The organism is Thalassotalea loyana (assembly GCF_030161435.1).
Classification (GTDB): Bacteria; Pseudomonadota; Gammaproteobacteria; order Enterobacterales; family Alteromonadaceae; genus Thalassotalea_G; species Thalassotalea_G loyana.
Window position 1 is genome coordinate 36,766 of sequence record NZ_BSSV01000011.1, and the last position, 23,743, is coordinate 60,508.

Annotated in this window: 27 protein-coding genes and 1 rRNA gene; 13 read left to right on the plus strand and 15 right to left on the minus strand. The window is 39.8% G+C overall.

The genetic code is table 11. The annotated features are described in order from the left end of the window. Positions 1-133: 133 nt before the first annotated feature. Complete coding sequence (gene rraA, locus QQK05_RS18310) at positions 134-619, plus strand: ribonuclease E activity regulator RraA (protein ID WP_284301387.1); 486 nt, start codon at positions 134-136, stop codon at positions 617-619. 4 nt (positions 620-623) lie between these two features. On the opposite strand, the gene QQK05_RS18315 is transcribed toward rraA, so the two are convergent. Together QQK05_RS18315 and hutI are read right to left on the minus strand one after the other, a co-directional pair. Beyond that, positions 624-2,705 carry an EAL domain-containing protein gene (locus QQK05_RS18315; protein ID WP_284301389.1) on the minus strand — a complete coding sequence of 694 codons (2,082 nt, stop codon included), beginning with the start codon at positions 2,703-2,705 and terminating at the stop codon, positions 624-626. 94 nt (positions 2,706-2,799) lie between these two features. Continuing rightward, the gene (gene hutI / locus QQK05_RS18320; protein WP_284301391.1) at positions 2,800-4,044 is read right to left on the minus strand and encodes an imidazolonepropionase; all 1,245 of its coding nucleotides are present in this window, start codon (positions 4,042-4,044) and stop codon (positions 2,800-2,802) included. A gap of 225 nt (positions 4,045-4,269) precedes the next feature. On the opposite strand from hutI, the gene QQK05_RS18325 reads away from it, so the two are divergent. From QQK05_RS18325 to QQK05_RS18340, 4 genes are read left to right on the plus strand one after another with little or no spacing between them, the layout of a single operon-like run. Continuing rightward, complete coding sequence (locus QQK05_RS18325) at positions 4,270-4,476, plus strand: hypothetical protein (protein WP_284301393.1); 207 nt, start codon at positions 4,270-4,272, stop codon at positions 4,474-4,476. 12 nt (positions 4,477-4,488) lie between these two features. Further along, positions 4,489-4,944 (plus strand): NfeD family protein, encoded by a 456-nt coding sequence (locus tag QQK05_RS18330; RefSeq protein WP_284301395.1) that lies wholly within the window; start codon positions 4,489-4,491, stop codon positions 4,942-4,944. 29 nt (positions 4,945-4,973) lie between these two features. Continuing rightward, the gene (locus QQK05_RS18335; protein WP_284301397.1) at positions 4,974-5,894 is read left to right on the plus strand and encodes an SPFH domain-containing protein; all 921 of its coding nucleotides are present in this window, start codon (positions 4,974-4,976) and stop codon (positions 5,892-5,894) included. Beyond that, complete coding sequence (locus QQK05_RS18340; protein ID WP_284301399.1) at positions 5,894-6,832, plus strand: SPFH domain-containing protein; 939 nt, start codon at positions 5,894-5,896, stop codon at positions 6,830-6,832. The genes QQK05_RS18335 and QQK05_RS18340 overlap by 1 nt, the downstream gene beginning before the upstream one ends. A gap of 56 nt (positions 6,833-6,888) precedes the next feature. Here QQK05_RS18340 and QQK05_RS18345 read toward each other — a convergent pair whose 3' ends face one another. Continuing rightward, on the minus strand, positions 6,889-7,122 hold the full coding sequence (locus tag QQK05_RS18345) for a hypothetical protein (RefSeq protein ID WP_284301401.1): 234 nt from the start codon (positions 7,120-7,122) through the stop codon (positions 6,889-6,891). A 243-nt stretch (positions 7,123-7,365) separates the two neighbouring features. On the opposite strand from QQK05_RS18345, the gene QQK05_RS18350 reads away from it, so the two are divergent. Then, on the plus strand, positions 7,366-8,127 hold the full coding sequence (locus QQK05_RS18350) for a type 2 periplasmic-binding domain-containing protein (protein WP_284301403.1): 762 nt from the start codon (positions 7,366-7,368) through the stop codon (positions 8,125-8,127). A gap of 24 nt (positions 8,128-8,151) precedes the next feature. On the opposite strand, the gene QQK05_RS18355 is transcribed toward QQK05_RS18350, so the two are convergent. From QQK05_RS18355 to QQK05_RS18365, 3 genes are read right to left on the minus strand one after another with little or no spacing between them, the layout of a single operon-like run. Beyond that, positions 8,152-8,982 (minus strand): Rossmann-fold NAD(P)-binding domain-containing protein, encoded by an 831-nt coding sequence (locus QQK05_RS18355; RefSeq protein WP_284301405.1) that lies wholly within the window; start codon positions 8,980-8,982, stop codon positions 8,152-8,154. Position 8,983: 1 nt separating this feature from the next. Further along, positions 8,984-9,460: a nuclear transport factor 2 family protein gene (locus tag QQK05_RS18360; protein WP_284301407.1), complete on the minus strand. Its 477-nt coding sequence runs from the start codon at positions 9,458-9,460 to the stop codon at positions 8,984-8,986. Then, positions 9,460-10,353 (minus strand): bifunctional GNAT family N-acetyltransferase/hotdog fold thioesterase, encoded by an 894-nt coding sequence (locus QQK05_RS18365; RefSeq protein ID WP_284301409.1) that lies wholly within the window; start codon positions 10,351-10,353, stop codon positions 9,460-9,462. Before QQK05_RS18365 ends, QQK05_RS18360 begins: the two co-directional genes overlap by 1 nt. A 37-nt stretch (positions 10,354-10,390) precedes the next feature. On the opposite strand from QQK05_RS18365, the gene QQK05_RS18370 reads away from it, so the two are divergent. Beyond that, the gene (locus QQK05_RS18370; protein WP_284301411.1) at positions 10,391-11,167 is read left to right on the plus strand and encodes a spermidine synthase; all 777 of its coding nucleotides are present in this window, start codon (positions 10,391-10,393) and stop codon (positions 11,165-11,167) included. Here the strand turns inward: QQK05_RS18370 and dtd are convergent. The 3 genes from dtd to QQK05_RS18385 are packed head-to-tail and all read right to left on the minus strand — an operon-like array spanning position 11,148 to position 13,443. Then, entirely contained in the window at positions 11,148-11,585 is a 438-nt protein-coding gene (gene dtd, locus QQK05_RS18375) for a D-aminoacyl-tRNA deacylase (protein WP_284301413.1), read from the minus strand. The two genes, QQK05_RS18370 and dtd, sit on opposite strands and share 20 nt — an antisense overlap. A gap of 9 nt (positions 11,586-11,594) precedes the next feature. After that, on the minus strand, positions 11,595-12,554 hold the full coding sequence (gene pip / locus QQK05_RS18380; protein WP_284301415.1) for a prolyl aminopeptidase: 960 nt from the start codon (positions 12,552-12,554) through the stop codon (positions 11,595-11,597). Between the two features lie 40 nt (positions 12,555-12,594). Continuing rightward, positions 12,595-13,443 carry a virulence factor BrkB family protein gene (locus QQK05_RS18385; protein ID WP_284301417.1) on the minus strand — a complete coding sequence of 283 codons (849 nt, stop codon included), beginning with the start codon at positions 13,441-13,443 and terminating at the stop codon, positions 12,595-12,597. Between the two features lie 86 nt (positions 13,444-13,529). On the opposite strand from QQK05_RS18385, the gene QQK05_RS18390 reads away from it, so the two are divergent. Beyond that, a complete protein-coding gene (locus QQK05_RS18390) occupies positions 13,530-13,760 on the plus strand; it encodes a hypothetical protein (RefSeq protein WP_284301419.1) in 231 nt (76 codons plus the stop codon). Between the two features lie 6 nt (positions 13,761-13,766). Further along, a complete protein-coding gene (locus tag QQK05_RS18395) occupies positions 13,767-14,417 on the plus strand; it encodes a DUF2959 domain-containing protein (RefSeq protein ID WP_284301421.1) in 651 nt (216 codons plus the stop codon). A 24-nt stretch (positions 14,418-14,441) separates the two neighbouring features. On the opposite strand, the gene QQK05_RS18400 is transcribed toward QQK05_RS18395, so the two are convergent. The 3 genes from QQK05_RS18400 to typA form a co-directional block, all read right to left on the minus strand. After that, a complete protein-coding gene (locus QQK05_RS18400) occupies positions 14,442-14,597 on the minus strand; it encodes a hypothetical protein (RefSeq protein WP_284301423.1) in 156 nt (51 codons plus the stop codon). A gap of 20 nt (positions 14,598-14,617) precedes the next feature. Beyond that, entirely contained in the window at positions 14,618-14,800 is a 183-nt protein-coding gene (locus QQK05_RS18405; RefSeq protein ID WP_284301425.1) for a hypothetical protein, read from the minus strand. 357 nt (positions 14,801-15,157) lie between these two features. After that, positions 15,158-16,978, minus strand: a complete 1,821-nt coding sequence (gene typA, locus QQK05_RS18410) for a translational GTPase TypA (protein WP_284301427.1) — start codon at positions 16,976-16,978, stop codon at positions 15,158-15,160. 293 nt (positions 16,979-17,271) lie between these two features. On the opposite strand from typA, the gene glnA reads away from it, so the two are divergent. The 4 genes from glnA to glnG all read left to right on the plus strand — a co-directional run bounded on the left by glnA (position 17,272) and on the right by glnG (position 21,886). After that, a complete protein-coding gene (glnA, locus tag QQK05_RS18415) occupies positions 17,272-18,678 on the plus strand; it encodes a glutamate--ammonia ligase (RefSeq protein WP_284301429.1) in 1,407 nt (468 codons plus the stop codon). Positions 18,679-18,793: 115 nt separating this feature from the next. After that, on the plus strand, positions 18,794-19,324 hold the full coding sequence (locus QQK05_RS18420) for a DUF4124 domain-containing protein (RefSeq protein WP_284301431.1): 531 nt from the start codon (positions 18,794-18,796) through the stop codon (positions 19,322-19,324). 77 nt (positions 19,325-19,401) lie between these two features. Continuing rightward, positions 19,402-20,484, plus strand: coding sequence for a nitrogen regulation protein NR(II) (gene glnL / locus QQK05_RS18425; RefSeq protein ID WP_284301433.1), 1,083 nt, complete (start codon positions 19,402-19,404; stop codon positions 20,482-20,484). Position 20,485: 1 nt separating this feature from the next. After that, positions 20,486-21,886 carry a nitrogen regulation protein NR(I) gene (glnG, locus tag QQK05_RS18430; protein ID WP_284301436.1) on the plus strand — a complete coding sequence of 467 codons (1,401 nt, stop codon included), beginning with the start codon at positions 20,486-20,488 and terminating at the stop codon, positions 21,884-21,886. A 4-nt stretch (positions 21,887-21,890) separates the two neighbouring features. Here glnG and QQK05_RS18435 read toward each other — a convergent pair whose 3' ends face one another. From QQK05_RS18435 to rrf, 3 genes are all read right to left on the minus strand, one after another. Next, positions 21,891-22,256 (minus strand): MerC domain-containing protein, encoded by a 366-nt coding sequence (locus QQK05_RS18435; protein WP_284301438.1) that lies wholly within the window; start codon positions 22,254-22,256, stop codon positions 21,891-21,893. A gap of 77 nt (positions 22,257-22,333) precedes the next feature. Beyond that, a complete protein-coding gene (epmA, locus tag QQK05_RS18440) occupies positions 22,334-23,293 on the minus strand; it encodes an elongation factor P--(R)-beta-lysine ligase (RefSeq protein ID WP_284301439.1) in 960 nt (319 codons plus the stop codon). Between the two features lie 98 nt (positions 23,294-23,391). Continuing rightward, a 5S ribosomal RNA gene (gene rrf, locus QQK05_RS18445) occupies positions 23,392-23,506 on the minus strand. Between the last annotated feature and the right edge of the window lie 237 nt (positions 23,507-23,743).

The following is a 23,743-nucleotide window of genomic DNA, read 5'->3' on the forward strand; positions in this document are numbered from 1 at the left end:
AATTTTATGAAAAATTAGAATATCTTATTGTTATTGTAATACAAATTGATTTATCAGGGTATCTGACTATTGTACAAGCAATTTAACTCGCTATACTGATAACGATCAATCCTAGCCCTAAAGAGCAGTTTTTATGGAATACAATACCTCAGAACTTTGTGATATTTATGCCGATTTAGTTGACGTTGTCGAACCTATTTTTAGTAATTATGGTGGCCGCTTCTCTTTTGGTGGGAAAGTGGTAACTTTAAAATGCTTTGAAAACAATGGACTAATAAAAGAACTCCTGTCCCAAGATGGCAGCGGCCAAGTGCTCGTTATCGATGGAGGAGGTTCGACACGTCGAGCATTATTAGACGCATCTATTGTCGCACTTGCCCAAGAAAACCAATGGGAAGGTATTATTTGTTACGGAAGTGTTCGAGACGTAGATGCGTTAGAAGACTTTGATATCGGTATTCAATCACTCGTCTCTATACCTGTTGGTGCTAATGATGATTCAACGGGTGAAGCTGATGTTGCGATTAATTTTGGTGGCGTGACTTTCTTACCAGATGATCATGTCTATGCCGACAATACAGGTATTATTCTTTCACCTGATCCGTTAGATATTGAGTAGCTTATTACGAACTAACGTTTTCACGATATGCGAGCCATTTAGCTAGCCATTTTGTTGCCTCAGCGCAGTTAACCGCAGGGGCAATAATTTGTCCTTGCGCATTTTCGCCATCTAACTCTCTAAACAATAGCTCGATCGCCGCACTGTTTACATTTGTACCCACGATAGGTAAATCAATCACACTGGCCAAATGAATCAACGCCTGAGTAATTGCTTTTTCAGGCTCTCTATCATCTTTATATGTCAGCGCAGCACAACTAATCCTTACCTGATCAACGGCTAAGCGTCGAACATACCTTAACGCTTCGTAGCTACCTGAGAATTCGTTGATTGATATTTTCACACCTATTTGACGAAGTTGATCAAACGCCAGCTTCACTCTATCACCAGCAGATAACAACAAGTGCTCAGAAATCGAGATCATTAAAAAGTTTGCGGGCAAATCAGCAGCTTTTAGTTCACTTTCAATATATTCCACCGTTACCTCATCAAGTAACTCTAGACTTTCGAGGTTGATTGAAACAGGCTTTAATGCCTTGCTATTTTCCAAATCAGCCAACCAGGTTAGCGCTCTTTTTAACAATAATTGAAATACCGTAAACGCGTCGCCACTTTGAGCAGCCAGTGACTGAATATCACTTTGCTCTAGCGTTGTATCATGATCATACGGCCAGTGCATCAACACTTCATAGCCGATGACATCTTTTGATTTCAAGTTCAATTGAGGTTGAATAAAGTAGTCGAACTGATCACTATCAATCGTCGATTTAAGACGCTCCATTTTGACGAGCTGTGCTTGTGAAATCTGACTTAGCGATTGATCAAAGAAGTATATTGTTTGATTTAATTGTTCAGCTTTCAATAAAGCATCTTCGGCAAGCGCAACAGCTTGTTTAACAGAGGAATCCCCTTTTGCCAATAGAGAAACACCAAAGGCTAGTTCGAAATTCATGGTATAGCTTTTAAACGTCATCGCCTGTGGTAATGCTGCTGTGAGCTGTTGACACACATGCTCAACGACTTGCTTGTCTTCATACTTATTGTTAGTTAGGTCGAGTACGATCAAAAAGTGAAGGCTATGAAGGCGCGCGACATGAAATGGAATGTTAGCAAACGATAAGTTCATCAATCCGTCTATGTTCAGGGATTGTTTCTGCATACTGTAAGCCAACTGCAATAGCAAGGCGTCTGAATTTTCATAGCCAAGAATTTTATTCGCCTGTGCAAAATTAACAGGCTTGAATGCTATTGCCGCAAACCGTTTTTGTTCACCAGCAAGTAAAGCATATTCAAGTTTTTTTATCGCCTGTCCTTGTAAGGGAAAATTCGTTACGGCGTCTCGAGCATACATTTGCCAATCATCTTGATTAAAACTAGATGCCTGCTCTCCGTTTTTACGCGACTCAAACGTAAACAATGACCAACCTATATGAGCTAAGACAATGCAATAACCTAGGCCAACGACTTGATACACAAGGACATCATTAATCAATTGGTTTATCCACAACCAAAATACAGCACCGCTTAACAAGGTAACGAGAAATGACACCATTAACCACAAGTAGCTACTTTGTTGTGCTTTAATCAGCATGTAACCGCGCCAATAAGCCAAAATACTTGCAATGATAAACCATGCTAACCATGTCAATTTGTGATCAAGCGCAGGAATAAAAAATAGACTTAATTCAAATAATGCAAACAACAACAATAGCGTTACGGTTAAGTACTTTATTTTGTCTAACTTCAGTTCAGCTAGCCAGTCAGCTCTATTTGGCATTAATAACAATAAACCAACGTAAACATTTGCCGCAGAACACAACCATAAGTGATTTTCGCTCCATCCTTGGCCATGAGCATTTTGACTGATACAGCCAATCAAAAACAGTAATGAAATGAAAAGTAAACTTGGAAAAACAAATACGGTGGGTTGACTTAACGAACGATAAACAGCAAAGAAGAGCACAGGTAATGAGATACCGATAATGAAGCTTATCGACAGTTGTGAAAGAGAGTAGCTCAACTCAGCCGCATTGGCCGAGCACGCAAAAAACAAGCTAAATAACGAAAAAATACGTATATATGTCATGCAGTACAGCAAAGCCCTAAGTTAAACATCACGATTTCGTGCTCGATGTCTAACTTAGCCTATGCAATAAAGCTGATTTTGTACAGTTTTTCGTTTAGTGATTACTTACTGATTTTCCTGATTTAAATAACCTTGATAGTGGGTTCACACCAAATTGATAACAAAGCTCTGCAGGTTGAGTTATGTCCCACATGGCAATATCGGCATCCATTCCGACTTTGAGCTGGCCCTTTTCATTTGAAAGGCCAAGCGCTTTAGCACCAAAACAGGTGACGCCAGCAAGTGCCTCATTAGGAGTCAGTCGGAATAAAGTACACGCCATATTCAACATCAATTGCAAAGAATTAAGTGGTGAAGATCCCGGATTCGCATCACTTGCAATGGCCATTGGCACATTATATTTTCTTAACAGCTCAATTGGCGGTAATTGGGTTTCTCTCAAAAAATAAAACGCTCCAGGTAATAGAACGGCTGTCATGCCAGCATCGGCCATGGCTTGCACACCAGCTTCATCAAGAAACTCGATGTGGTCAGATGACAATGCATTATATTTTGCCGCCAACGCTGTACCACCAATGTTAGACAATTGCTCAGCATGGATTTTAACAGGAATATTTAACTTGCTAGCAGCCTGGAAAACCTGCTCGGTTTGGTCTGCATCAAACGCTATCCCTTCACAAAATACATCTACGGCGTCGACAAGGTCAGATGCCTGTGCTTGCGAGAGCATTTCATTACACACTAGGTCAATGTAGCCTTGGCTATTCTCTTTAAACTCAGGTGGTAATGCATGGGCGCCTAAAAATGTGCGCCTTACTGTTAGCGGTAAAACATGACTTACTTGACTAGCAACCCTCAACATTTTTAATTCATTTTCAATATCAAGTCCGTATCCTGACTTTATTTCCAGCGTTGTTACGCCCTGACTATTGAGTGCTTTAGCTCTTTTTAATGCCCCTTCAAGCAACTCAGCTTCGGTTGCTTCTCGAGTAGCATTTACCGTTGAGATAATGCCACCGCCTGCTTTGGCAATTTCTTCATAGCTTTTGCCCTGAAGGCGCATTTCAAACTCATTCGCTCGATTACCACCAAAAACGATATGCGTATGACAGTCGATTAACCCTGGTGTTAGCCACTGGCCTTCGCCATCGATAATTTCATCAGCGTCATACTTAGGTAATTCATTTTGCTTTCCTAACCATGCAATCTTGCCATTTTCAATCGCCAAGGCACCATCAAGAATCTCGCCATAATCACTAGCGCCATTAGACATAGTTGCGATATTGACGTTAAGCAAAACAGTTTGCCAGCGAAAGCGTGAAGTAGATTGGTCGTTCATGATGGAGTCTCGAAAAAAGCACGTGCTTTAGTAATAGATGCGGGGATTATAAGGCAAAAGTAAATGGTATTCAGTAATTAAAATCGACACAAAAAGAGAGACAGATAGGGATAGTGTACGCGCTAATTAACACTATCGACTCATCTGTATTTTTAACAAAACTTTTACATTGACATATTATGTCAATAGGTATATGGTTATTTAACGGTCATAACAGGAGAGTTAATGATGAATAAAACCATACGATATATTGTTATTCTATCGTTGTTAGTTTTGGCTATCGTATTTTACAGCTTAGGAAGCATTCACGAACTGTTTATTTTACTCATTTTAGGTTTCTGCTTTGAGGCAGCCTTCTGGATAGTCGCTTTTAGAGACCATAAACGAGAGAAGAGAAAAGCCGCTAAACAGTATTTGCAAAACTTACAATAGATGGGAGGAACAATGGAAATTCTACTGTCATTCGAAACTTGGATCGTATTAGCTATTTTGCTTGCTAGTGCTGAAATATTTGTTCCTGGTGGCATCTTACTTAATCTAGGTATCGCCTCATTGATTGTCGCTATAGGTATAAAAACCGCATTATTGACTAACGGTGTAGCCATTTTCACCACATGGTTTATCAGTGCCACATTTTTACTATTTATCGGTTATTACTTCACAAACAAATTATTTCCATCCAAGCAACGAGTCGATAATACCGACGAGGAATTGGACGTCTTTGGTCATGAAGTTGTAGTAACGGAGACAATTGGCCCTGGTCAACATAAAGGACGCGTTGAATTTCAAGGTACTTCATGGACAGCGTTAGGCGACGGTTCAACAATCTCACAAGGCACAAAAGCTGTCGTGATCTGTAAAGAAAACATTTCATTAGTTGTTGAGCCAAAAACAAACTAATTAATACAAACATAGCAAAGGAGTTATCTATGTTAGCAACTTTGACCTTTGGTCTTCTCTTTTTAATCTTTATATTGCTTAAACTCATACTAATCGTAGAAATGCGTGAGGTTTGCATTATCGAACGACTGGGTAAATTTAGAGCAGTAATGCAACCTGGAGTGCATTTTCTTATCCCGTTCATTGATCGTGTTGCATACCGCCACGAAACACGTGAGCAGGTTTTAGACATTCCAGCCCAAAGCTGTATTTCGAAAGATAACATCCAAATTAATGTCGATGGCTTAGTTTACATTAAAGTGATGGATGGAATGAAAGCAAGTTATGGTATCGAAGACTATCGTACTGCCAGTGTCAATTTGGCACAAACGACGATGCGAAGTGAAATCGGTAAATTAAACCTCAGTGAGACATTCTCCGAAAGAGATAAATTGAATGAAACAATCGTCACTGAAATTGATAAAGCGTCAGATCCATGGGGAATTAAAGTACTGCGCTACGAAGTGAGAAACATCACACCGTCACCTAATGTTATTCACACGTTAGAGAAGCAAATGGAAGCAGAACGTGAGAAACGAGCGGAAATTACATTAGCAGAGGCAGAGCGTGAATCGACGATTAACCTTTCTGAGGGCGAGCGCCAAGAGGCCATAAACCTCTCGGAAGGCGATAAGCAACGCCAAATAAATGAAGCAGAAGGTAGAGCGCGAGAAATCGAAATACTTACTCAAGCATCGGCTGAAGGTGTCAATATGATCGCTAAAGCAGCGTTGAAAAAAGGTGGCAACGAAGCAATTAAAATGCGCTTAATGGAACAATACATCGGGCAAACTGGTGACATATTAGCAACAGCAGATGTCTCTGTATTACCGACAGAAATAGCAAAACTTGAAGGTTTCTTTGATGGAATGGAGAAAGTGACTGCGACAACTCAAGGAGGTAAAGCCTAATGCCATTTTCACAAGATCAATTAGATATATTTATTTTAGTCGTTTGGGGCGCAATATTTTTCTTTGTTGCATTTAAGTTTGTCCAATCAATCTGCTTAGTTCCAACAAAAAAGGCTTACGTTGTTGAACGTTTAGGTAAATATCGTTCAACGTTAGAAGCAGGCTTTCATTTGTTGTTACCTTTTATTGACCGAGTAGCCTATGTACATGACTTAAAGGAAGAAACAATTAACGTTCCACCACAAGAGTGTTTTTCTCGCGACGAGGTTAACGTCGAAGTCGATGGTGTGATCTATATCCAAGTGGTTGACCCAATAAAGGCAAGTTACGGCATCACCGACTATCGTTTTGCGGCAACTCAACTAGCCCAGACGACAACTCGTTCAGTTATTGGTACGTTGGACTTAGACAGAACCTTTGAAGAACGTGACGTTATTAGTGCGAAAGTTGTCGAGGTGTTAGATAAAGCAGGTGAAAGCTGGGGTATTCGAGTACACCGATATGAAATAAAGAATATTTCACCTCCACTAACTGTAAAGAATGCGATGGAAATGCAAGTAAATGCAGAGCGAGAAAGAAGAGCTATATTAGCCAAATCACTGGGTGATAAAACAAGTAGAATTAATCGCTCAGAAGGTCTAAAGCGTGAAATGATTAATATTTCTGAAGGTGAAAAACAACGCAGAATTAACTCTGCAGAAGGTAAGGCTGCCGAAATCTTTGCTATCGCCAAGGCAACAGGCGATGCGATAGAGAAAATGGCGGATGTTATTACTCAAGATGGCGGACAACAAGCAATTGAAATGCAATTATCTGAACAATATTTGCAGAAAATGAAGGGATTAAGCCAAGAAAATAGAAAAGTAATTTTACCTGCAAATTTATTAAACTTTGATCAATGGTTAAGCACCATGGGGTTAAATAAGTCAAAGCAATAAAAACAAAAAGGCTAGCTTAAACGCTAGCCTTTTGATTATTTACGCCTGTTAATTTATTACATTGAAATAGTAAAAATGATGGAAAACATCAGCGCAGCCGAACAAATAATTAATACTTTATCTGACAAGAATAATTTGCCTTTTCGGGCATCACGTCGAATAAAGCCAAACAATTTATAACTCAGTGCTGAAATCAATGCTATTAATAGATGCACTACGATAGTTTTTAATTGCAAGTTCTCATCCCATAAAAACACTGGGCCAGAGTAACTAACAAAAAACAAATCCATAATTGAGACGTGGGCAAACAAAGCGATAAATAAGAGGATTATTGGATATTTAGTGCGAAATGACATGGGAATAGCGATAGTTAGTTAAGTTGTGTCATCTTACTTAAGTTAAGAATAACAAGCAAAACTATTGTTTTTAAACATACAACAGGGTCAAAAATATTCCTGTTTAAAAAACAGTCCCCTCTCCAAACCTTTGTAGTATGATGAACATGTCCTGATGATAAGAGTAGAGTGGTGCTAATGAATGACACAAAGGTTTTCATTTTAATTGCCAAAACATTGCTGCTTGTGATGTCATTACTTTCGGCTCCTACAAACGCTAAAGCCCTAGTCTATTTATACACGTACCATAACAAGCCTCCTTTTGTGATCAATCAAGCAAAAGAAGAAGGACTCTATTTCGATTTAGCGGCATCACTTTCTGAACATAGTTCCCAATACAATTTTAAGACGGTTTACATACCAAGAAAAAGGCTCGATCATATTATTTCGAGACAACAGCTAGACGGGATTGTACTTGACGCAGCCCCTCGATGGTTTAATGACCCAGATGAAACAGTATTTCGCTGGAGCGTTGGTTTTTATCAAGACAGAGATGAGTTTGTCTCGCTCAAATCAGCACCTTTTAACTATAAAAAACCGTCATCGTTTGAAAATAAATCATTAGCAACTGTCGCAGGTTACTACTATTTTGGTATTAATGAGGCAGTGCTAGAAAACAAACTTTCTCGCGTAGATACCGTGGGCGAACTTCAAGTTTTAGAGCTGATTGCTAAGCAACGAGTGGATTTTGGCATTGTTAGCTATTCTGTTTTTAAGTATTTGATCAAAAATGGCGATGTTATAGACATCTATCATACATCGCCTATCCCTCACGATGAATTTCAGCGAAGAGCTTTTGGCCCACAAGAGTTAACGCCAGCACTCGAAGAATTTAATAGGCTTATTCAGCGTTTCAAAAATCAGGGACACTTAGCCTCCTTAATCGGCCAATATCAATGACGCAAAGCTCATCTGTTTTCACTATCAACTATGCTCTAGCCAATGCATTAGGTCAGGAAGTTGATACTGGTAATTGAGTCTTTTTCGAGTATCCTCGCCAAAGATTCTTTTAGCCTGTGCACTATCTTTTGCCAAATCAAACCTTGGCTCTTTTAAGCCAATGGCCCGAGCAGCTTCACGGTAAAATTCATGTTTACTCGCTTTCGTCATGCTCACGCCATGATACACACCGCTAATTTCCTCACATTGAATCATGTTAACTAGTAAGCCCACTGCATCTTTTTGATGAATAAGGTTTACGGGCGCAAGTCCATCGCTATACAGTTTATCTAATTTGAAAAAACGCCCTGGATGACGATCTTCACCCACCAAACCAGATAACCTTAACACCGCTGACTGAAGGTGTTCATTGGTTGCCGTGATTACCGTCATTTCTGCACGGGATAAGATGTCAACTTTGGGTGCTGCCAGGTTTAGTGAAGCAGATTCATCAATATCATTGTGTAGGCCATTTAACACAGCCGTAGAGCTTACAAGAATAACTCTTGCGACTTGGCAGCTTGTCGCCAGCGACATAATGTCTTGAATTTTTTCAGGATAGTTTGTCTCACCTTTTCTTAGTTGAGGTGTAATGGCAATAACCCAAACATTATATTGAGACAACGTGGTTAAACTTAGTGGTGATAGCGCCTCAGTCAAAGGCAACGATAATTGTAGAGCATCTATATTAAGGGCGTTAAGGGCTGAAACTGATGCTTCACTTTGTCCTGTGCCTAGAACGTCGATAGACTGAGCTTTGAGAGCATGAGCCAATGCTTTACCTAACCAACCACACCCTATTATTGCAACCTTCATATTAATGCTTCTCTGACTTTTTGTAGCTTTCAACTTGCTTTACGATGTCTTTTGCAATGTCGTTTGGTAAAGGAATAGATAAATTATATTGGCTTAGCAACCATTGTTCTCCAACTTTAATTAACACACCAGAGCCTCTGCACTGACCGTAGGATTTGTGTACAAGTAACTCGTCAAAAAACAATACGTCCTCTGATATTTGAGAGATATTTTGTTGTGTAGGTGTATATCGCCAGCCAATTCCTCTAGAAAAATAAGGTTTAACAAAACTCGCGAAGCTATCCTTTGTCCAGCGCTCAGTTGCATCTGTACCTAAAAAGATAAAATCACGATGCATTAAAGAAAAGTACGCCTTGGTATCAGCAGTAGCGGCTGCTTCGTGAAATTGATTAAGGACATTTTTTGCTTCAACTTCTATTGACTGAGCAAAGCTCAATTGATGAACAAATAAAAACGCAATAAAAATCAATCTGTACATTAGGAATCCTTCTTTGGTATGACGACATAAGTACCAGTAAAAACAGCCGCAACCATACTACCGCTGTATACGTTGCAAACAATTTCGGCTTTGGCCTTTTTATTCATGGTTAACCTGTCATAACTCTCAACAGTATCAGCCTTAATCACCTGAGCATGAGCATAACTTGGAATAGGTGCTAGGTATTTAATATTTCCTTGTGCCAAGACGATATCGCCCGAAAGCGCTTGCTCTTCTAGTTGCAAATGGACCCACCCCCAACCTGTAAGCGTCGCTAAGGTATTAATACTGCCAGCAAACATGGTGTTATGAAGGTTTTTATTAAACGCTAAATTACATCGAGTAATCAACGCCTGATGATCGTAACTAGCAACAAAAATTCCCATCGCCTTACTTAACGGGATAGTTGAATGCCATGTTTCAACAAGATGCTTAACCGACTCCGATGGATCTTTATCATGAAAATCTTTTTGCATTTTATAGTGCTGAATTTTCTCATATAGCACATGAGATTCACCTAGATTTTGATAGCCAAGAGATAAATAGAAGGCCAGTGCAACATCTCGAGCATTGAGTTCGATCGTTTTCAAACCGATAGCTTTTGCTTGAACTTCACAAACAGCCATTAATTGTTTCCCGAGACCTTGGCCCTGGTGTTCACTGGATACTGCAACGTACCTAACTTGGCCTACGTTGTCATTCACTTGATGTAATCTGGCAACACCAATGATATTGTTATTATCGTCGGAAAGCATAAAGTGAAAACTACGTTCTTCTATATCATCAACTTCACTACCTTTGGGTTGCCCCCATGGTTCGCGTAATTGTTGATATCGAAATTCGTAATACTTTTCAAAGTCTTGCTTTGTTGAAGGTGAGCTTAAATGGGTCATTCTAAGAATAATTTAGGAAAATGATTAGATAATTGTTATGCGCTTATTAAACCACATAAATAGAGGAAAGGTTATCCGATTAGTCAATCAACCGACACAACGTATCGCAGTCATTGAGGATCCCCATTATTTGTGGCTTACCTTCGACAATATTATTCAAAGTGTCATGTTGAAGCGCAAACCCGAACGCCTATTAATGCCGCACCAACAAGCTCTATTGATTCCTTTACTTTTTTCATCTCCAAAGAACATTTTAGAATTAGGGTTAGGTGGTGGTAGCTTTACACGTGCGATAACCCACTTGCTACCTGAGGCTAACTTAATAACAGCGGAATACGATAGCGACGTAATTACGTTATTCCGGGCACACTTTAATCCAACGTCAAGAAAGTACTGTATTAATCACCAAACCGGCGAGTCACTATTGCAGCAACAGCATGGTAAATACGATTGGGTTGTTTGTGATATTTATGCCCAACACAACCATCAATTTTTGGAACAAGTAAAAGAGAGTATCGCCAACATGCGAAACCCAGCATGTTGGACAATAAATTTACCCGATCTGGATGAAAGACAACTCAACGCATTATTAGCTGAGTTAAAACAAACCGCATTTAATCTTTATCAAACCACAGGGACTAAATACCAAGTAAGTTATTTAGAAATTCCTCGATTCAAAAACGTTATTGTATATATATTACCAGAGCCTTGTATTGAACGAGATTCTACACATTCATCTTTACCCGCACATTTGCGACTGCGGCTAAGTACGGCTTGGAGGTTTCGACAAAAGGTTACCCTTTCAGATAAATAGTCACAGGTCCATCGTTAGTTAGCGAGACTTTCATATCCGCACCGAACTCTCCTGTTGGCACCTGAAAGCCAAGCTCTCGTAAGCACTGACAAAAATATTGGTAATACTTGTTTCCCATTTCAGGAGACGCAGCGGACGTAAAACTAGGGCGTAACCCTCTGCTTGTATCTGCGGCTAACGTGAATTGAGAAACAACAAGAATGTCACCATCTACTTGGGCAACATTTAAATTCATTTTTCCATTTTCATCTTCAAAAATACGATATTTAGCGACTTTTTCTGCAAGTCGTTTTACGTTAGCTTCGTTATCTTCTGGTTCAACAGCTAATAACACTAACAAGCCATTACCGATTTCACCAATGACCTTTTTATCAACACTAACATTCGCCTGAGTCACACGTTGAAGTAATGCGATCACTTCATACTCCTAAATTCCTTGAATAAACTCAGCCATTTTATCTGCTGCTTTACAAAATGCATCAATTGTTTGTCGTTCAAAACCACTGTGCCCTGCAACAGGCAACACTTGTAACTGTGCACTTGGCCAGCTATTAAACAACTGATAAGCAATATCAAGCTGGCAAATCATGTCATAGCGACCATGGAGGATAAACGCTGGCAAATGATTAATCTTTTCCATGTTTCCTAATAATTGCCCTTCCCTAAGGAAGCTATTGTGATAGAAAAAATACGCTGACTGCATAGCTAAACAGTGTGCTATATGAGGATCATCAATTTCATGTTTACAATCGCCTTGATGTTCAATTGATGACATTCGATCTTCATATAAAAACCAAGCTTTACAAGCTGCTATGGCTGCCACCTCATTATCACTTTGAACTAAATGATAATAAGCTGATAATGGATCCTGGCGCTGCTCAGGGGTCAACGGTGATGTAAAGTCTCGGTAATATTCAGGGAAAAATTTTGCAACCCCATTGGGTTGATATAACCAGTCATACTCTGGTTTCGTGGCCAGAAACACACCACGTAAGATGAAACCCAAACAGCGCTTGGGATAAGATTGACCATAAGCCAAAGATAACGTTGTGCCCCATGAACCACCGGTCACGAGCCAGCGGTCGATTGAAAAATACTCCCTTATCTTTTCCATATCAGCGATTAATGCCGCAAGATCAAGGTGCTTTATGCTTGGAGAAGGAAGACTGCGTCCACAGCCGCGTTGGTCGAACAGGATAATATGATACTTTTCGGGATCAAAGTAGCGCCTAAAGTCGCTACTGGCTCCAGCACCTGGTCCTCCATGACAATAAATGACAGGAATGCCTTGTCGATTACCCGAGTCTTCAACATATATCTGATGCTCATCACTTACATTAAGAAAATGCGTACCGTTAGCTGATATTTTAGGATAGAGACTTTTCAAGAGCATACCTTATTCATCGCCGTAGGCTAAGTTTAGCCAATTATTCGATTATCTGAGAACTTCCTGTCGAACGATGCTCTACCGTCACGGTAAACAAAGCACCAAGTAAAACGATTAACCAAGACAAATACACCCATGCAAACAGGATAGGGATGGTCGCTAGCGCTCCATAGATTGCTTCATAGGAGGGTAGCAATGTGATGTACAGAGCAAACCCTTTCTTTGCAAGTTCAAAAAACACGGCAGCAAAGACGGCGCCTTTAATCGCATGTTTAAATCGAACTTCCTTATTCGGTACTACCATGTATAAAAACAAAAACGCTAGCGTTGACGCGACAAGCGGTAATAATCGAACAAATATATTTTGGACACCTGATAATGCTGTATCACCAAAATTAACCAAAGAAATTAAATAAGAAGTAGCCGCCAAACTTGCACCTGCTAATAATGGTCCAAGCGTTAGCACCATCCAGTAAGTTGAAAATGCGGTAATCACCCGGCGTTTTTTACTGACCCCCCAGATCTTATTTAATGTCCGGTCGATAGCTGAAATCAACAACAGAGCAAACAAAAATAAAAAACCAACCGCTACAGCCGACATTTTAGATGCATTTTGGACAAAGCCAGATAAGTGCTCTTGAACAACATCCCCTGCAGTAGGCACCAAGTTCTGATATACAAAGTTTTCGATAGCCACTTGAATATCGCTAAAAATTGGAAATGCAGTCATCATTGAAAACATCACCAGCACCAGCGGTACTAATGACATCAATGTAACGTATGAGAGATAACCCGCGTTAACATGTGCTTCCGTTTTTACAACATTTGTCACAAATTCTTTCGAAAAAGCCTGACACTGTTTTAGCCAAACTTTTATACTAAAATCCATAATATTACTTAATTTTTCCAATAATCACTGTATATTAAGATACTTACTTATTATTGAGAATACCAACTAAAGCTTAAGGAGAGTTTATGTCGGGACAAGGTTCTGGTGGTAATGTATTAGCTGCCATTTGTAGTTTTTTCATTTCAGGTTTAGGTCAGTTAGTGCAAGGAAGAATTGGTGCTGCTGTTATGTTTTTCTTGTTGACCTGGGTTTGTTACGGTCTTGCCGCTACTGGCATATTATTTTTTATGGCGTTACCAGGTTTTATCTTCCATGTTTGGTCAATCATAGACGCCGCTAAATTTAAGGGCGGGTAATTAATTATGAACATAAACACCGCAATGCTTGCTATAGGACTTGCGGCAGGCTCATTATTTATTTCCGGCTGTGAATCGACATATTATGCAGCAATGGAAAAAGTCGGCTCTCATAAGCGTGATATTTTAGTTTCACGTGTTGAAGATGCCAATGAATCTCAACTTGAGGCACAAGAAGAGTTTCAAGATGCCTTAACGCACTTAACTAGCCTGATTAATTTTGATGGTGCAGAGTTAGCGCAACAGTACGAGGTGAGCAAAGATCATTATGACGCAAGCCAAGCCGCTGCAGATGATGTTTCTGAACGTATTGAATCGATTGAAAGCGTAGCAGATGCACTGTTTGAGGAGTGGCAAGAGGAAATAGAGCTATACTCAAATGCTTCCCTTAAATCTCAAAGCCAAAAGCAATTGAGAAGTACACAACGCCAATACAATAGTGTTATTCGTGCGATGCGAAAGGCTGAGTCAAGAATGTTTCCCGTGCTAGAGAAGCTGCAAGATAATGTATTGTTTCTCAAACATAATCTAAATGCAAAAGCGATTGGAGCCTTGCAGGGTGAATACAAGAATATTCAACGTGATGTTCAAGTACTCATTGATGACATGAATACTGCGATTGAACAATCCAATCAATTTATTGAACAGATCAAATAGTCGTTGAGAGGCTTAATATAACTTTTAAGCCTCTGTTTCCTTCTTGATTAGCATTGTCGAAAGCAACTCTTCAAGTTCGCCAAGTTGATTTTTATCGCCTTTGCCTTGCTCAAACTTTTCAGTAAGTGCTCGTAAAAGCTCCAACTTTTCTTTATCCAAGTTGTATGGGTAAATAACCATTACTCGTCCATGTTTTCTTATTAATGATGTACTCTTAATGTCGGCTCTTGATGATGCTCATCAATCACAGACTGGTCGTCGCGACCAAAATTAATGTATTGTCGATATAATTGCTTCAATTCCATTTGTTCTTCATTAGACGCAAGTCCTGAAAGCACCTTTTCAAACAATGAATTCATGCGGGAAAGTCTTTGCTGATTCATTTCTATCTCCTTTAGAACAAATATTCTTACTCTAAAGTGTAATCGAAGATTTGAGTTTGTCTGTTGGCATATTATGTAAATTTATATGACAAATCCCACTTAAACTGGAAGTAAGAATTAATTCTACAAAAGAAACAATAGGTTAAAGACCACATATGAATCATGGGATAATATTTCTTACATGTTTTTGAGACATGTCTTACAAATTAAACATGTTTTCATCACCAGATTCTGCATCCTACTATTAGCTCATAGCTGAAGCTAAAGCTTAACTAGCCCCGCATGTAGCATAAAATACAGATAGCCAGAAACAAAAAAAGCGCTCTACTGAGCGCTTTTTTATTCGTTAATCACTAATTATTTTTTAGCGTTACGACTTTCACGTTTACGATCTGATTCTTTCAAGAACTTCTTACGAATACGGATATTCTCAGGCGTTACTTCTACTAATTCATCATCATCAATAAACTCTAACGCTTGCTCTAACGTCATTTGAATCGGCGGCGTTAACACTTGCGCGTCATCAGTACCTGATGCACGAACGTTAGTTAACTGCTTACCTTTAAGAGCATTTACCGTTAAGTCATTGTCACGGCTATGAATACCGATGATCATGCCTTCGTATACTTCTACACCGTGACCAATCATTAAGCGACCACGCTCTTGTAAGTTAAATAATGCATTCGTTAACGCTTTACCTTGAGCATTAGCAATCAATACACCATTTAAGCGTTGACCAATCTCACCACCTTTGTGCGGACCGTATTGCAAGAATGTGTGGTAAATCAAACCAGAACCAGACGTTAATGTCATGAACTCCGTTTGGAAACCAATTAAACCACGGCTAGGCATGATGAAGTCCATACGGATACGGCCTTTACCATCTGGTGCCATGTCAGTAAGTTCAGCCTTACGTAAGCCCATTTTCTCCATGATAGAACCTTGATGCTCTTCTTCAACATCAATTGTTACTGTTTCATATGGCTCTTCAAGTTGACCGTCAACTTCGCGCATAATTACTTCAGGGCGAGATACTGCTAATTCGTAACCTTCACGACGCATGTTCTCAATTAAAATACCTAAGTGAAGCTCACCACGACCAGATACCTTAAATTTATCTGGATCGTCTAACTGTTGAACGCGTAGCGCTACGTTATGAATAAGCTCTTTGTCTAAACGGTCTTTAATATTACGTGAAGTAACATATTTACCTTCTTGACCAGAAAATGGTGAGGTATTTACTTGGAAGGTCATTGTAACTGTTGGCTCATCAACAGATAATGCCGGTAATGGAGCAACTTCATTTGGACAACAAATCGTGTCTGAAATTTTCAGCTCACCTAAACCAGTAATCGCGATAATGTCACCAGCATTAGCTTCTTCAACTTCATTACGTTCAAGCCCCAAGTAACCAAATACTTTACCTACTTTACCGTTATGCACAGGACCCGCAGCTGTTTGAATCGTTACTTGTTGGTTTGGCTTGACGCTACCACGAGTAATACGACCAACACCAATTACACCCAAGTAAGAGCTGTAATCAAGTTGTGAGATTTGCATTTGGAATGCGCCTTCCGGATCGGCATCTGGTGCAGGTACTTGATCAACGATAGTTTGGAAAAGAGGTGTCATATCGCTACCTTCTTCACCTTCATCCAACGAAGCCCAACCGTTAATTGCAGAAGCATAAACAACTTGGAAATCTAACTGATCGTCAGTTGCGCCTAAGTTATCAAATAGGTCGAATACTTGATCCATTACCCATTCAGGGCGAGCACCTGGCTTATCAATTTTGTTGATAACAACAATTGGCTTTAAGCCTTGAGCGAAAGCTTTTTGAGTTACGAAACGCGTTTGAGGCATAGGACCTTCCTGCGCATCAACGATAAGCAATACTGAGTCAACCATTGACATAACACGTTCAACTTCACCACCAAAGTCGGCGTGACCTGGGGTATCTACGATGTTAACGCGGTAATCTTGCCACGTGATCGCAGTATTTTTCGCTAAAATCGTAATACCACGTTCTTTTTCAATATCATTTGAATCCATCACGCGATCTTCAAGTTCAGTGCGTGAATCTAACGTTCCAGATTGCTCTAATAATTTGTCAACTAGGGTTGTTTTACCGTGGTCAACGTGCGCAATAATCGCGACATTTCTTAATTTATCTAACACAGGCATATGCTCATAGGGCTACAATTGGGCGCGAATTATACAGGAGTACGATAGACAAATAAAACAGTTAGTGATTTTATTCATCTTGCACTACTATAAAGCAAACATATTCAAAACAGCACGGTGCACCATCATTGTGCAGAGATAGCACCAAAAACGTGCATACCGAGTTAAGTCAAACATAAAAGCGCTTGATATATAAGGCTTTTATCTTTGGCACACTTTTGGCTATTGGTAGAACAAGCAAAAATGTCCAACATTTAAAAATTACATAACTTCACTGGAGACTGAGAATGTCACAAGCTGTTTTAGACCTAATCAAAGAAAACGACGTTAAGTTCGTTGATTTACGTTTCACTGACTCAAAAGGTAAAGAGCAACACGTATCGCTTCCTTACCACCAAGTAGACGAAGACTTTTTCGAAGAAGGTAAAATGTTCGATGGTTCTTCAATCGCTGGTTGGAAAGGTATTAACGAATCAGACATGGTATTAATGCCTGACGCGACAACTGCTGTTTTAGACCCGTTCACAGAAGAAGTTACTTTAAACATCCGTTGTGACATCGTTGAACCTGCAACTATGCAAGGTTACAGCCGTGACCCTCGTTCAGTAGCTAAACGCGCTGAAGAATACATGCGTTCAACAGGTATCGCTGATACTGTTTTATTTGGTCCTGAGCCAGAGTTCTTCGTATTTGACGACGTAAAATTCCACGCTGACATGTCAGGTGCTTCATACTCAATCGACGACAAAGAAGCTGAGTGGAACTCAAACGCAGATTATGAAGATGGTAACCACGGTCACCGTCCAGGTGTTAAAGGCGGTTACTTCCCAGTTGCACCAGTTGACTCTTCACAAGACTTACGTTCAGCAATGTGTTTAGTTATGGAAGAAATGGGCTTAGTTGTTGAAGCGCATCACCATGAAGTTGCTACATGTGGCCAAAACGAAATCGCTTGTCGTTTTAACACAATGGTTAACAAAGCTGATGAAGTTCAAATCTATAAGTATGTTGTTCACAACGTAGCTCACGCTTACGGTAAAACAGCGACTTTCATGCCTAAGCCATTAGTTGGTGATAACGGTACTGGTATGCACTGTCACCAATCTTTAGCAAAAGATGGTGTTAACTTATTCGCTGGTGACAAGTACGGCGGATTATCAGAAACTGCTTTATACTACATCGGTGGTATTATCAAGCACGCTAAAGCATTGAACGCATTCACTAACGCTTCAACGAACTCGTACAAGCGTTTAGTTCCAGGTTTCGAAGCACCAGTAATGCTTGCTTACTCAGCTCGTAACCGTTCAGCTTCAATCCGTATTCCAGTAGTACCTTCACCAAAAGCTCGTCGTATCGAAGTTCGCTTCCCTGATCCAACAGCTAACCCATACTTAGCATTCTCTGCAATGTTAATGGCTGGCCTTGACGGTATCAAAAACAAGATCCACCCTGGCGATGCAATGGATAAAGACTTATACGACTTACCAGCAGAAGAAGCAGCAGCAATTCCACAAGTTGCATCATCTTTCGAAGAAGCTCTTGATGCATTAGAAGCAGACAAAGAGTTCTTAATGGCAGGCGGCGTAATGGATTCAGACATGATTGATGCTTACATCGGTCTTAAGCGTGATGAAGTTGAAACATTAAACTCAACGACTCACCCAGTTGAATTCAAAATGTACTACAGCTGTTAATTATTGATTAACCTGTATATTTAGTAAAAAAGCTCACTTCGGTGAGCTTTTTTTGTAGCTAAATTTAAATATTTTGGATAAATTAGTAGTACATCTTAAGGATTGGGATATTAATATGAGGCTGGGCACTTTCGGGTTACTACTAACAAGCACTTTGTTAATAGGTGATGCACAGGCTCAAGCTAAATCTGCGAAAATCTACGTATGGACAGATGAATCAGGTACTTTAGTATTCTCTGATAGCCCAAAACCAGGGGCGGAAGAAGTTAAAGTTTCGAAGAGCAAAAATGTCCTACCATCTGTAGATACGTCAATTCTTGATATTAAACCACAAGAACTCCCTGAAGAATTCTCAATTGACGTAATGCAACCGGAAGACAACGCAACCGTGCGAGACAACACCGGCTCAGTTCACGTCATTGGGCGCATCAAGCCTATCTTTAAACAAGGTTATAAAATTCAGTTATTACTGGATAATAAACCTTATGAAAAACCACAAAGTCATTCAATGTTTGTTCTTAGAAACGTTGACCGTGGCGAACACCAAATTCAATTACAATTACTGAATCAGAAAGGCAAGGTAATTGCATCATCTAAATCAGTAACGTTTTATATGCATCGAGCATCGATTAATTCTGCGAAATAACTGCTTTTTCGTGCATATTTAACGAATATTCATTACACTGAAATTTTGTACGCACCAACTTGGTGCATTGGTGATTTATGTATTCGAATTCCCAGTCTATGCGCGAATTAAAACAATCTTATCAACAGCAGTTAGGCGGACAACTTGCGACCGCCGTCATTGTGCTAGACCGTTCATTCATCATCCAATATGTAAATTTATCTGCTGAATCTATCTTAGTTAAAAGCTTTGATAAGCTTGTCGGTAAATCGTTTAATGATATCTTTTTCACCACGTCAATTAATGATATTCAACTACAACAACTGCTAGATTCTGGCCAAGAATTTACTGATAGTGATGTAACACTGCAGTTTATTGATCATCATAGAATCACTGTTGAGCTTACCGCTTCATCAGTTGAATTTAATCAAAAACCACACATTTTGATTGAGTTTAATCAAATAGATAAACAAAAGCAGATCAGTGAAGAGGCATTCCAACATCAACAGTGGGAATCGGCTCGCGATTTAATTAAAGGGTTAGCACACGAGATAAAAAACCCACTAGGTGGTTTACGTGGAGCAGCACAATTATTGAGTCTTGAGCTCGATGATGACAAAAAAGAATACACGGAAATGATCATCGAGCAAGCAGACAGATTGACTAATCTTGTCGACCGCCTACTTGGGCCTAACCAGCTACCCAAAATGACACAGCAAAATATCCACTTAGTGTTAGAAAAGGTATTTAAGCTGGTGAGTTTTGATAGCAATACCCAAATTACCTTATTACGTGATTATGACCCTTCGATACCTGAAGTAACCTTCGATGAAGAAAAGCTACAACAAGCCGTATTGAACATTGTAAACAATGCAATTCAGGTGCTTGATGAAAATGGGGTTATTACATTGAAAACGCGGATCGCAAGCAATCAAACAATCAATGGTAAACGCATTAAGCTCGGGGTAAAGCTGTCCATTATAGACAATGGCCCTGGTATACCGGAAAACATCCAAGACACCCTTTTCTACCCTATGGTCTCAGGTCGAGCAAATGGCACTGGAATAGGTCTTTCTATCTCACAGACATTAGTTCATCAGCACAATGGGAAGCTCTCGTGTAATTCGCGCCCAGGGCACACTGAATTTACTATTTTATTACCTCTAGAGGAAGAAGGTTAATATGATCACAGAACAAGTATGGATTGTTGACGACGACAGCTCGATTAGGTGGGTGTTGGAAAAGGCCTTTAGCAACGCCAATATTTCAACGGCCTCCTTTGAAAGCGCAAATAACCTCCTAATTGCTTTAGATCATGCTCAACCTGAAGTCATTATCTCAGATATTCGTATGCCAGAGATTGATGGAATGGCACTACTGAATAAAATAAACTCACAATACCCTGACTTACCTGTCATTATAATGACCGCGCATTCAGACTTAGACAGTGCAGTAAATGCCTATCAAGGTGGCGCGTTCGAGTACTTACCTAAGCCGTTTGATATCGATGACGCGTTAACATTAGCAAAACGTGCATTAACTCACGCTAAAGAGCAACGGGCGCAACAAAAACAGAGTGAGAGCAATGAAACCAATGTTGGTATCATTGGCGCAGCTCCTGCGATGCAAGAAGTATTTCGAGCTATCGGGAGACTTTCTCGCTCAAGCATCAGTGTATTGATAAATGGTGAATCAGGAACCGGTAAAGAGCTGGTTGCTCACGCACTGCATTCTCATAGCCCAAGAGCAAAAGACCCATTTATCCCATTGAATATGGCAGCTATACCTAAGGACTTAATTGAGTCTGAATTATTTGGACATGAAAAGGGCGCTTTTACAGGCGCAAATTCCGTTCGTCAAGGGCGATTCGAGCAAGCCCATAATGGCACATTGTTTCTCGATGAAATCGGCGATATGCCTCTAGATATACAAACGCGTCTTCTTCGTGTTCTAGCAGATGGTCAATTTTACCGTGTCGGTGGTCACTCACCCATCAAGGTAGATGTAAGAATCATTGCAGCAACCCATCAAAATCTAGAAGAACTGGTTGAGCAAGGCGATTTTAGGGAAGACCTATTTCACCGCCTTAATGTCATTAAAATCCATTTACCGAGTCTGAAAGAACGTAGAGAAGATATTGAGCAACTCGCCAACCATTTCCTTAAAAATGCGGCAGAAGAGCTAAATGTAGAAAGTAAAACGCTTCACAAATCTGCGCTTAACTTCCTAGAAAATTATCAATGGCCAGGGAATGTTAGGCAGTTAGAAAATACCTGTAGGTTTTTGACCGTAATGGCATCTGGTCAGGAAATATTTATTGAAGACTTACCACCAGAATTGAAAGAGAGTCCAAAAGTTACGCAAGTTCAAGGCTCTTGGCAATCCTATTTGGAAACCTGGGTAGACCAGCAACTACAAAGTGGAAATGAAGATATCCTTTCAAGCACGATTCCAGATATTGAGCGATTAATGCTAAAGCGTGCATTGCACTTTACCCAAGGGCACAAACAAGAAGCAGCTAAGAAGTTAGGATGGGGCAGAAATACATTAACCAGAAAATTAAAAGAACTAGACGTTCAGTAATCGTTTAAGAGTTGCATTGCTTATAGTTATTACACAAACGTAGATTAATTATATGTGATGCAACAATTAACCCAGCTCCAATAACAATAAAAATGGGGGCTGTGCTCTCTGAAAAGTCATGCTTAATCCAATAAATAGCTACGCCAATATAAAGTATTAAAAACGGATAGAGCTTTTTATGGTATCGCTTGTAACCTGAATATAGCGCAATTGTACCTAGCACAGCAGTAGCAGCTAAAAAGCCATGTTCCCATGCATGATCAGCCAAGAACGTTAGGCCTAATAGTGGCAACGCAGGCAATAACAAAGGTAATAAAATGCAATGTAAAGCGCACAATGAAGTAGCAGCAATGCCAATTCTATCTAACATCTTAGACCTTAATTAATTTTAACAGCGAACAAGAATGATACTATATCACAAAAACACATATATCGCACAATAAGTAATTAAGCGTTTTCAATCGTAAACGATAAAACCTGCTCGATATGGTCACACCCTAAAGCCAACATAATTAATCGATCAACCCCCAAGGCAACACCAGCACATTGAGGTAAGCCATGTTCTAGTGCTGATAAGAATTTTTTATCAATAGGCTTCTCATCCAAATTCATACTCGCTCTCTTCCTATTATCATGATTAAAGCGAGATTCTTGTATTTCATGACTCGTTAATTCATTGAAACCATTTGCTAACTCAACGCCTTTGAAGTAACACTCAAAACGGTGAGCAACCCTAGGGTCCTCGCTTGATATTTTAGCAAGAGATGCTTGCGAAGCTGGAAAGTCATAAACTAAGGCTGGTTGTAGTTTGCCAATATTTGGCTCAACAAATTCACAAAAAATGAATTGTAATAACGTATCAAGATCAGGAGAGCTAATAAGCCAGTCATCAGCTTTGTCTTTATCCTTTAAGAATTCAACTAATTGCCCACAAGAACAATTTAATGGATCAATATGAGTATAAGTTAAAAAAGCGTCTTGATAACTCATTCTCGTTGCTTCATCACAACCTAACAAAGACTGTAATAACAAATCCACTTCATCCATTAACTCAAAATGATCAAACCCAATACGATACCATTCTAGCATTGTGAATTCTGGATTATGGTAACGACCAAACGGTTCATCCCTAAATGCTTTGCAAAGCTGGAAGATAGATTGATAACTAGACGCAAGCAATCGTTTCATCGCAAATTCTGGCGAAGTTTGTAAATATAACGATTGTTTACCTACAGGAAACTGGTAATCCGTTGCAAACGCGTCTAAATGGACATCAGTGACAGTTCCGGCGCTCAACAAAGGTGTTTCAACCTCTATGACTCCGCGCTCAAAAAAAAATGCTCTGAGCTGCATCAACAAAGCCGCACGCTTTTGAGCATTTTCCCAAGACATAGTTGATTGCCACATATATATATCCAAAAGATGAGTAAAACTAAAAGGCTATTCTACAAAGAAATCAGTAAACAAAAAAAGCCCTAGTCATTCGACTAGGGCTTAGTATGGGTAACTGGCAATGACCTACTCTCACATGGGACCTCCCACACTACCATCGGCGCGGTTGCATTTCACTTCTGAGTTCGGCATGGGATCAGGTGGTACTACAACGCTATTGTTGCCAGTAAAAACGACGTTCATGGATGTACTAATCTCGACAAGCGTCAGGTATGACGGTTGTTTGTCGGTGTAAATCCACAAATCTTAAACTGTAATTGTTTAAAGCATTTTAAAATACCTTAAACAATTATAGCTCGTTCTAAAGTAAAAGCCCGCTCAATGAGCGGGCTTTCAGAATGAGTGTCTAGCAATGACCTACTCTCACATGGGACCTCCCACACTACCATCGGCGCAGTTGCGTTT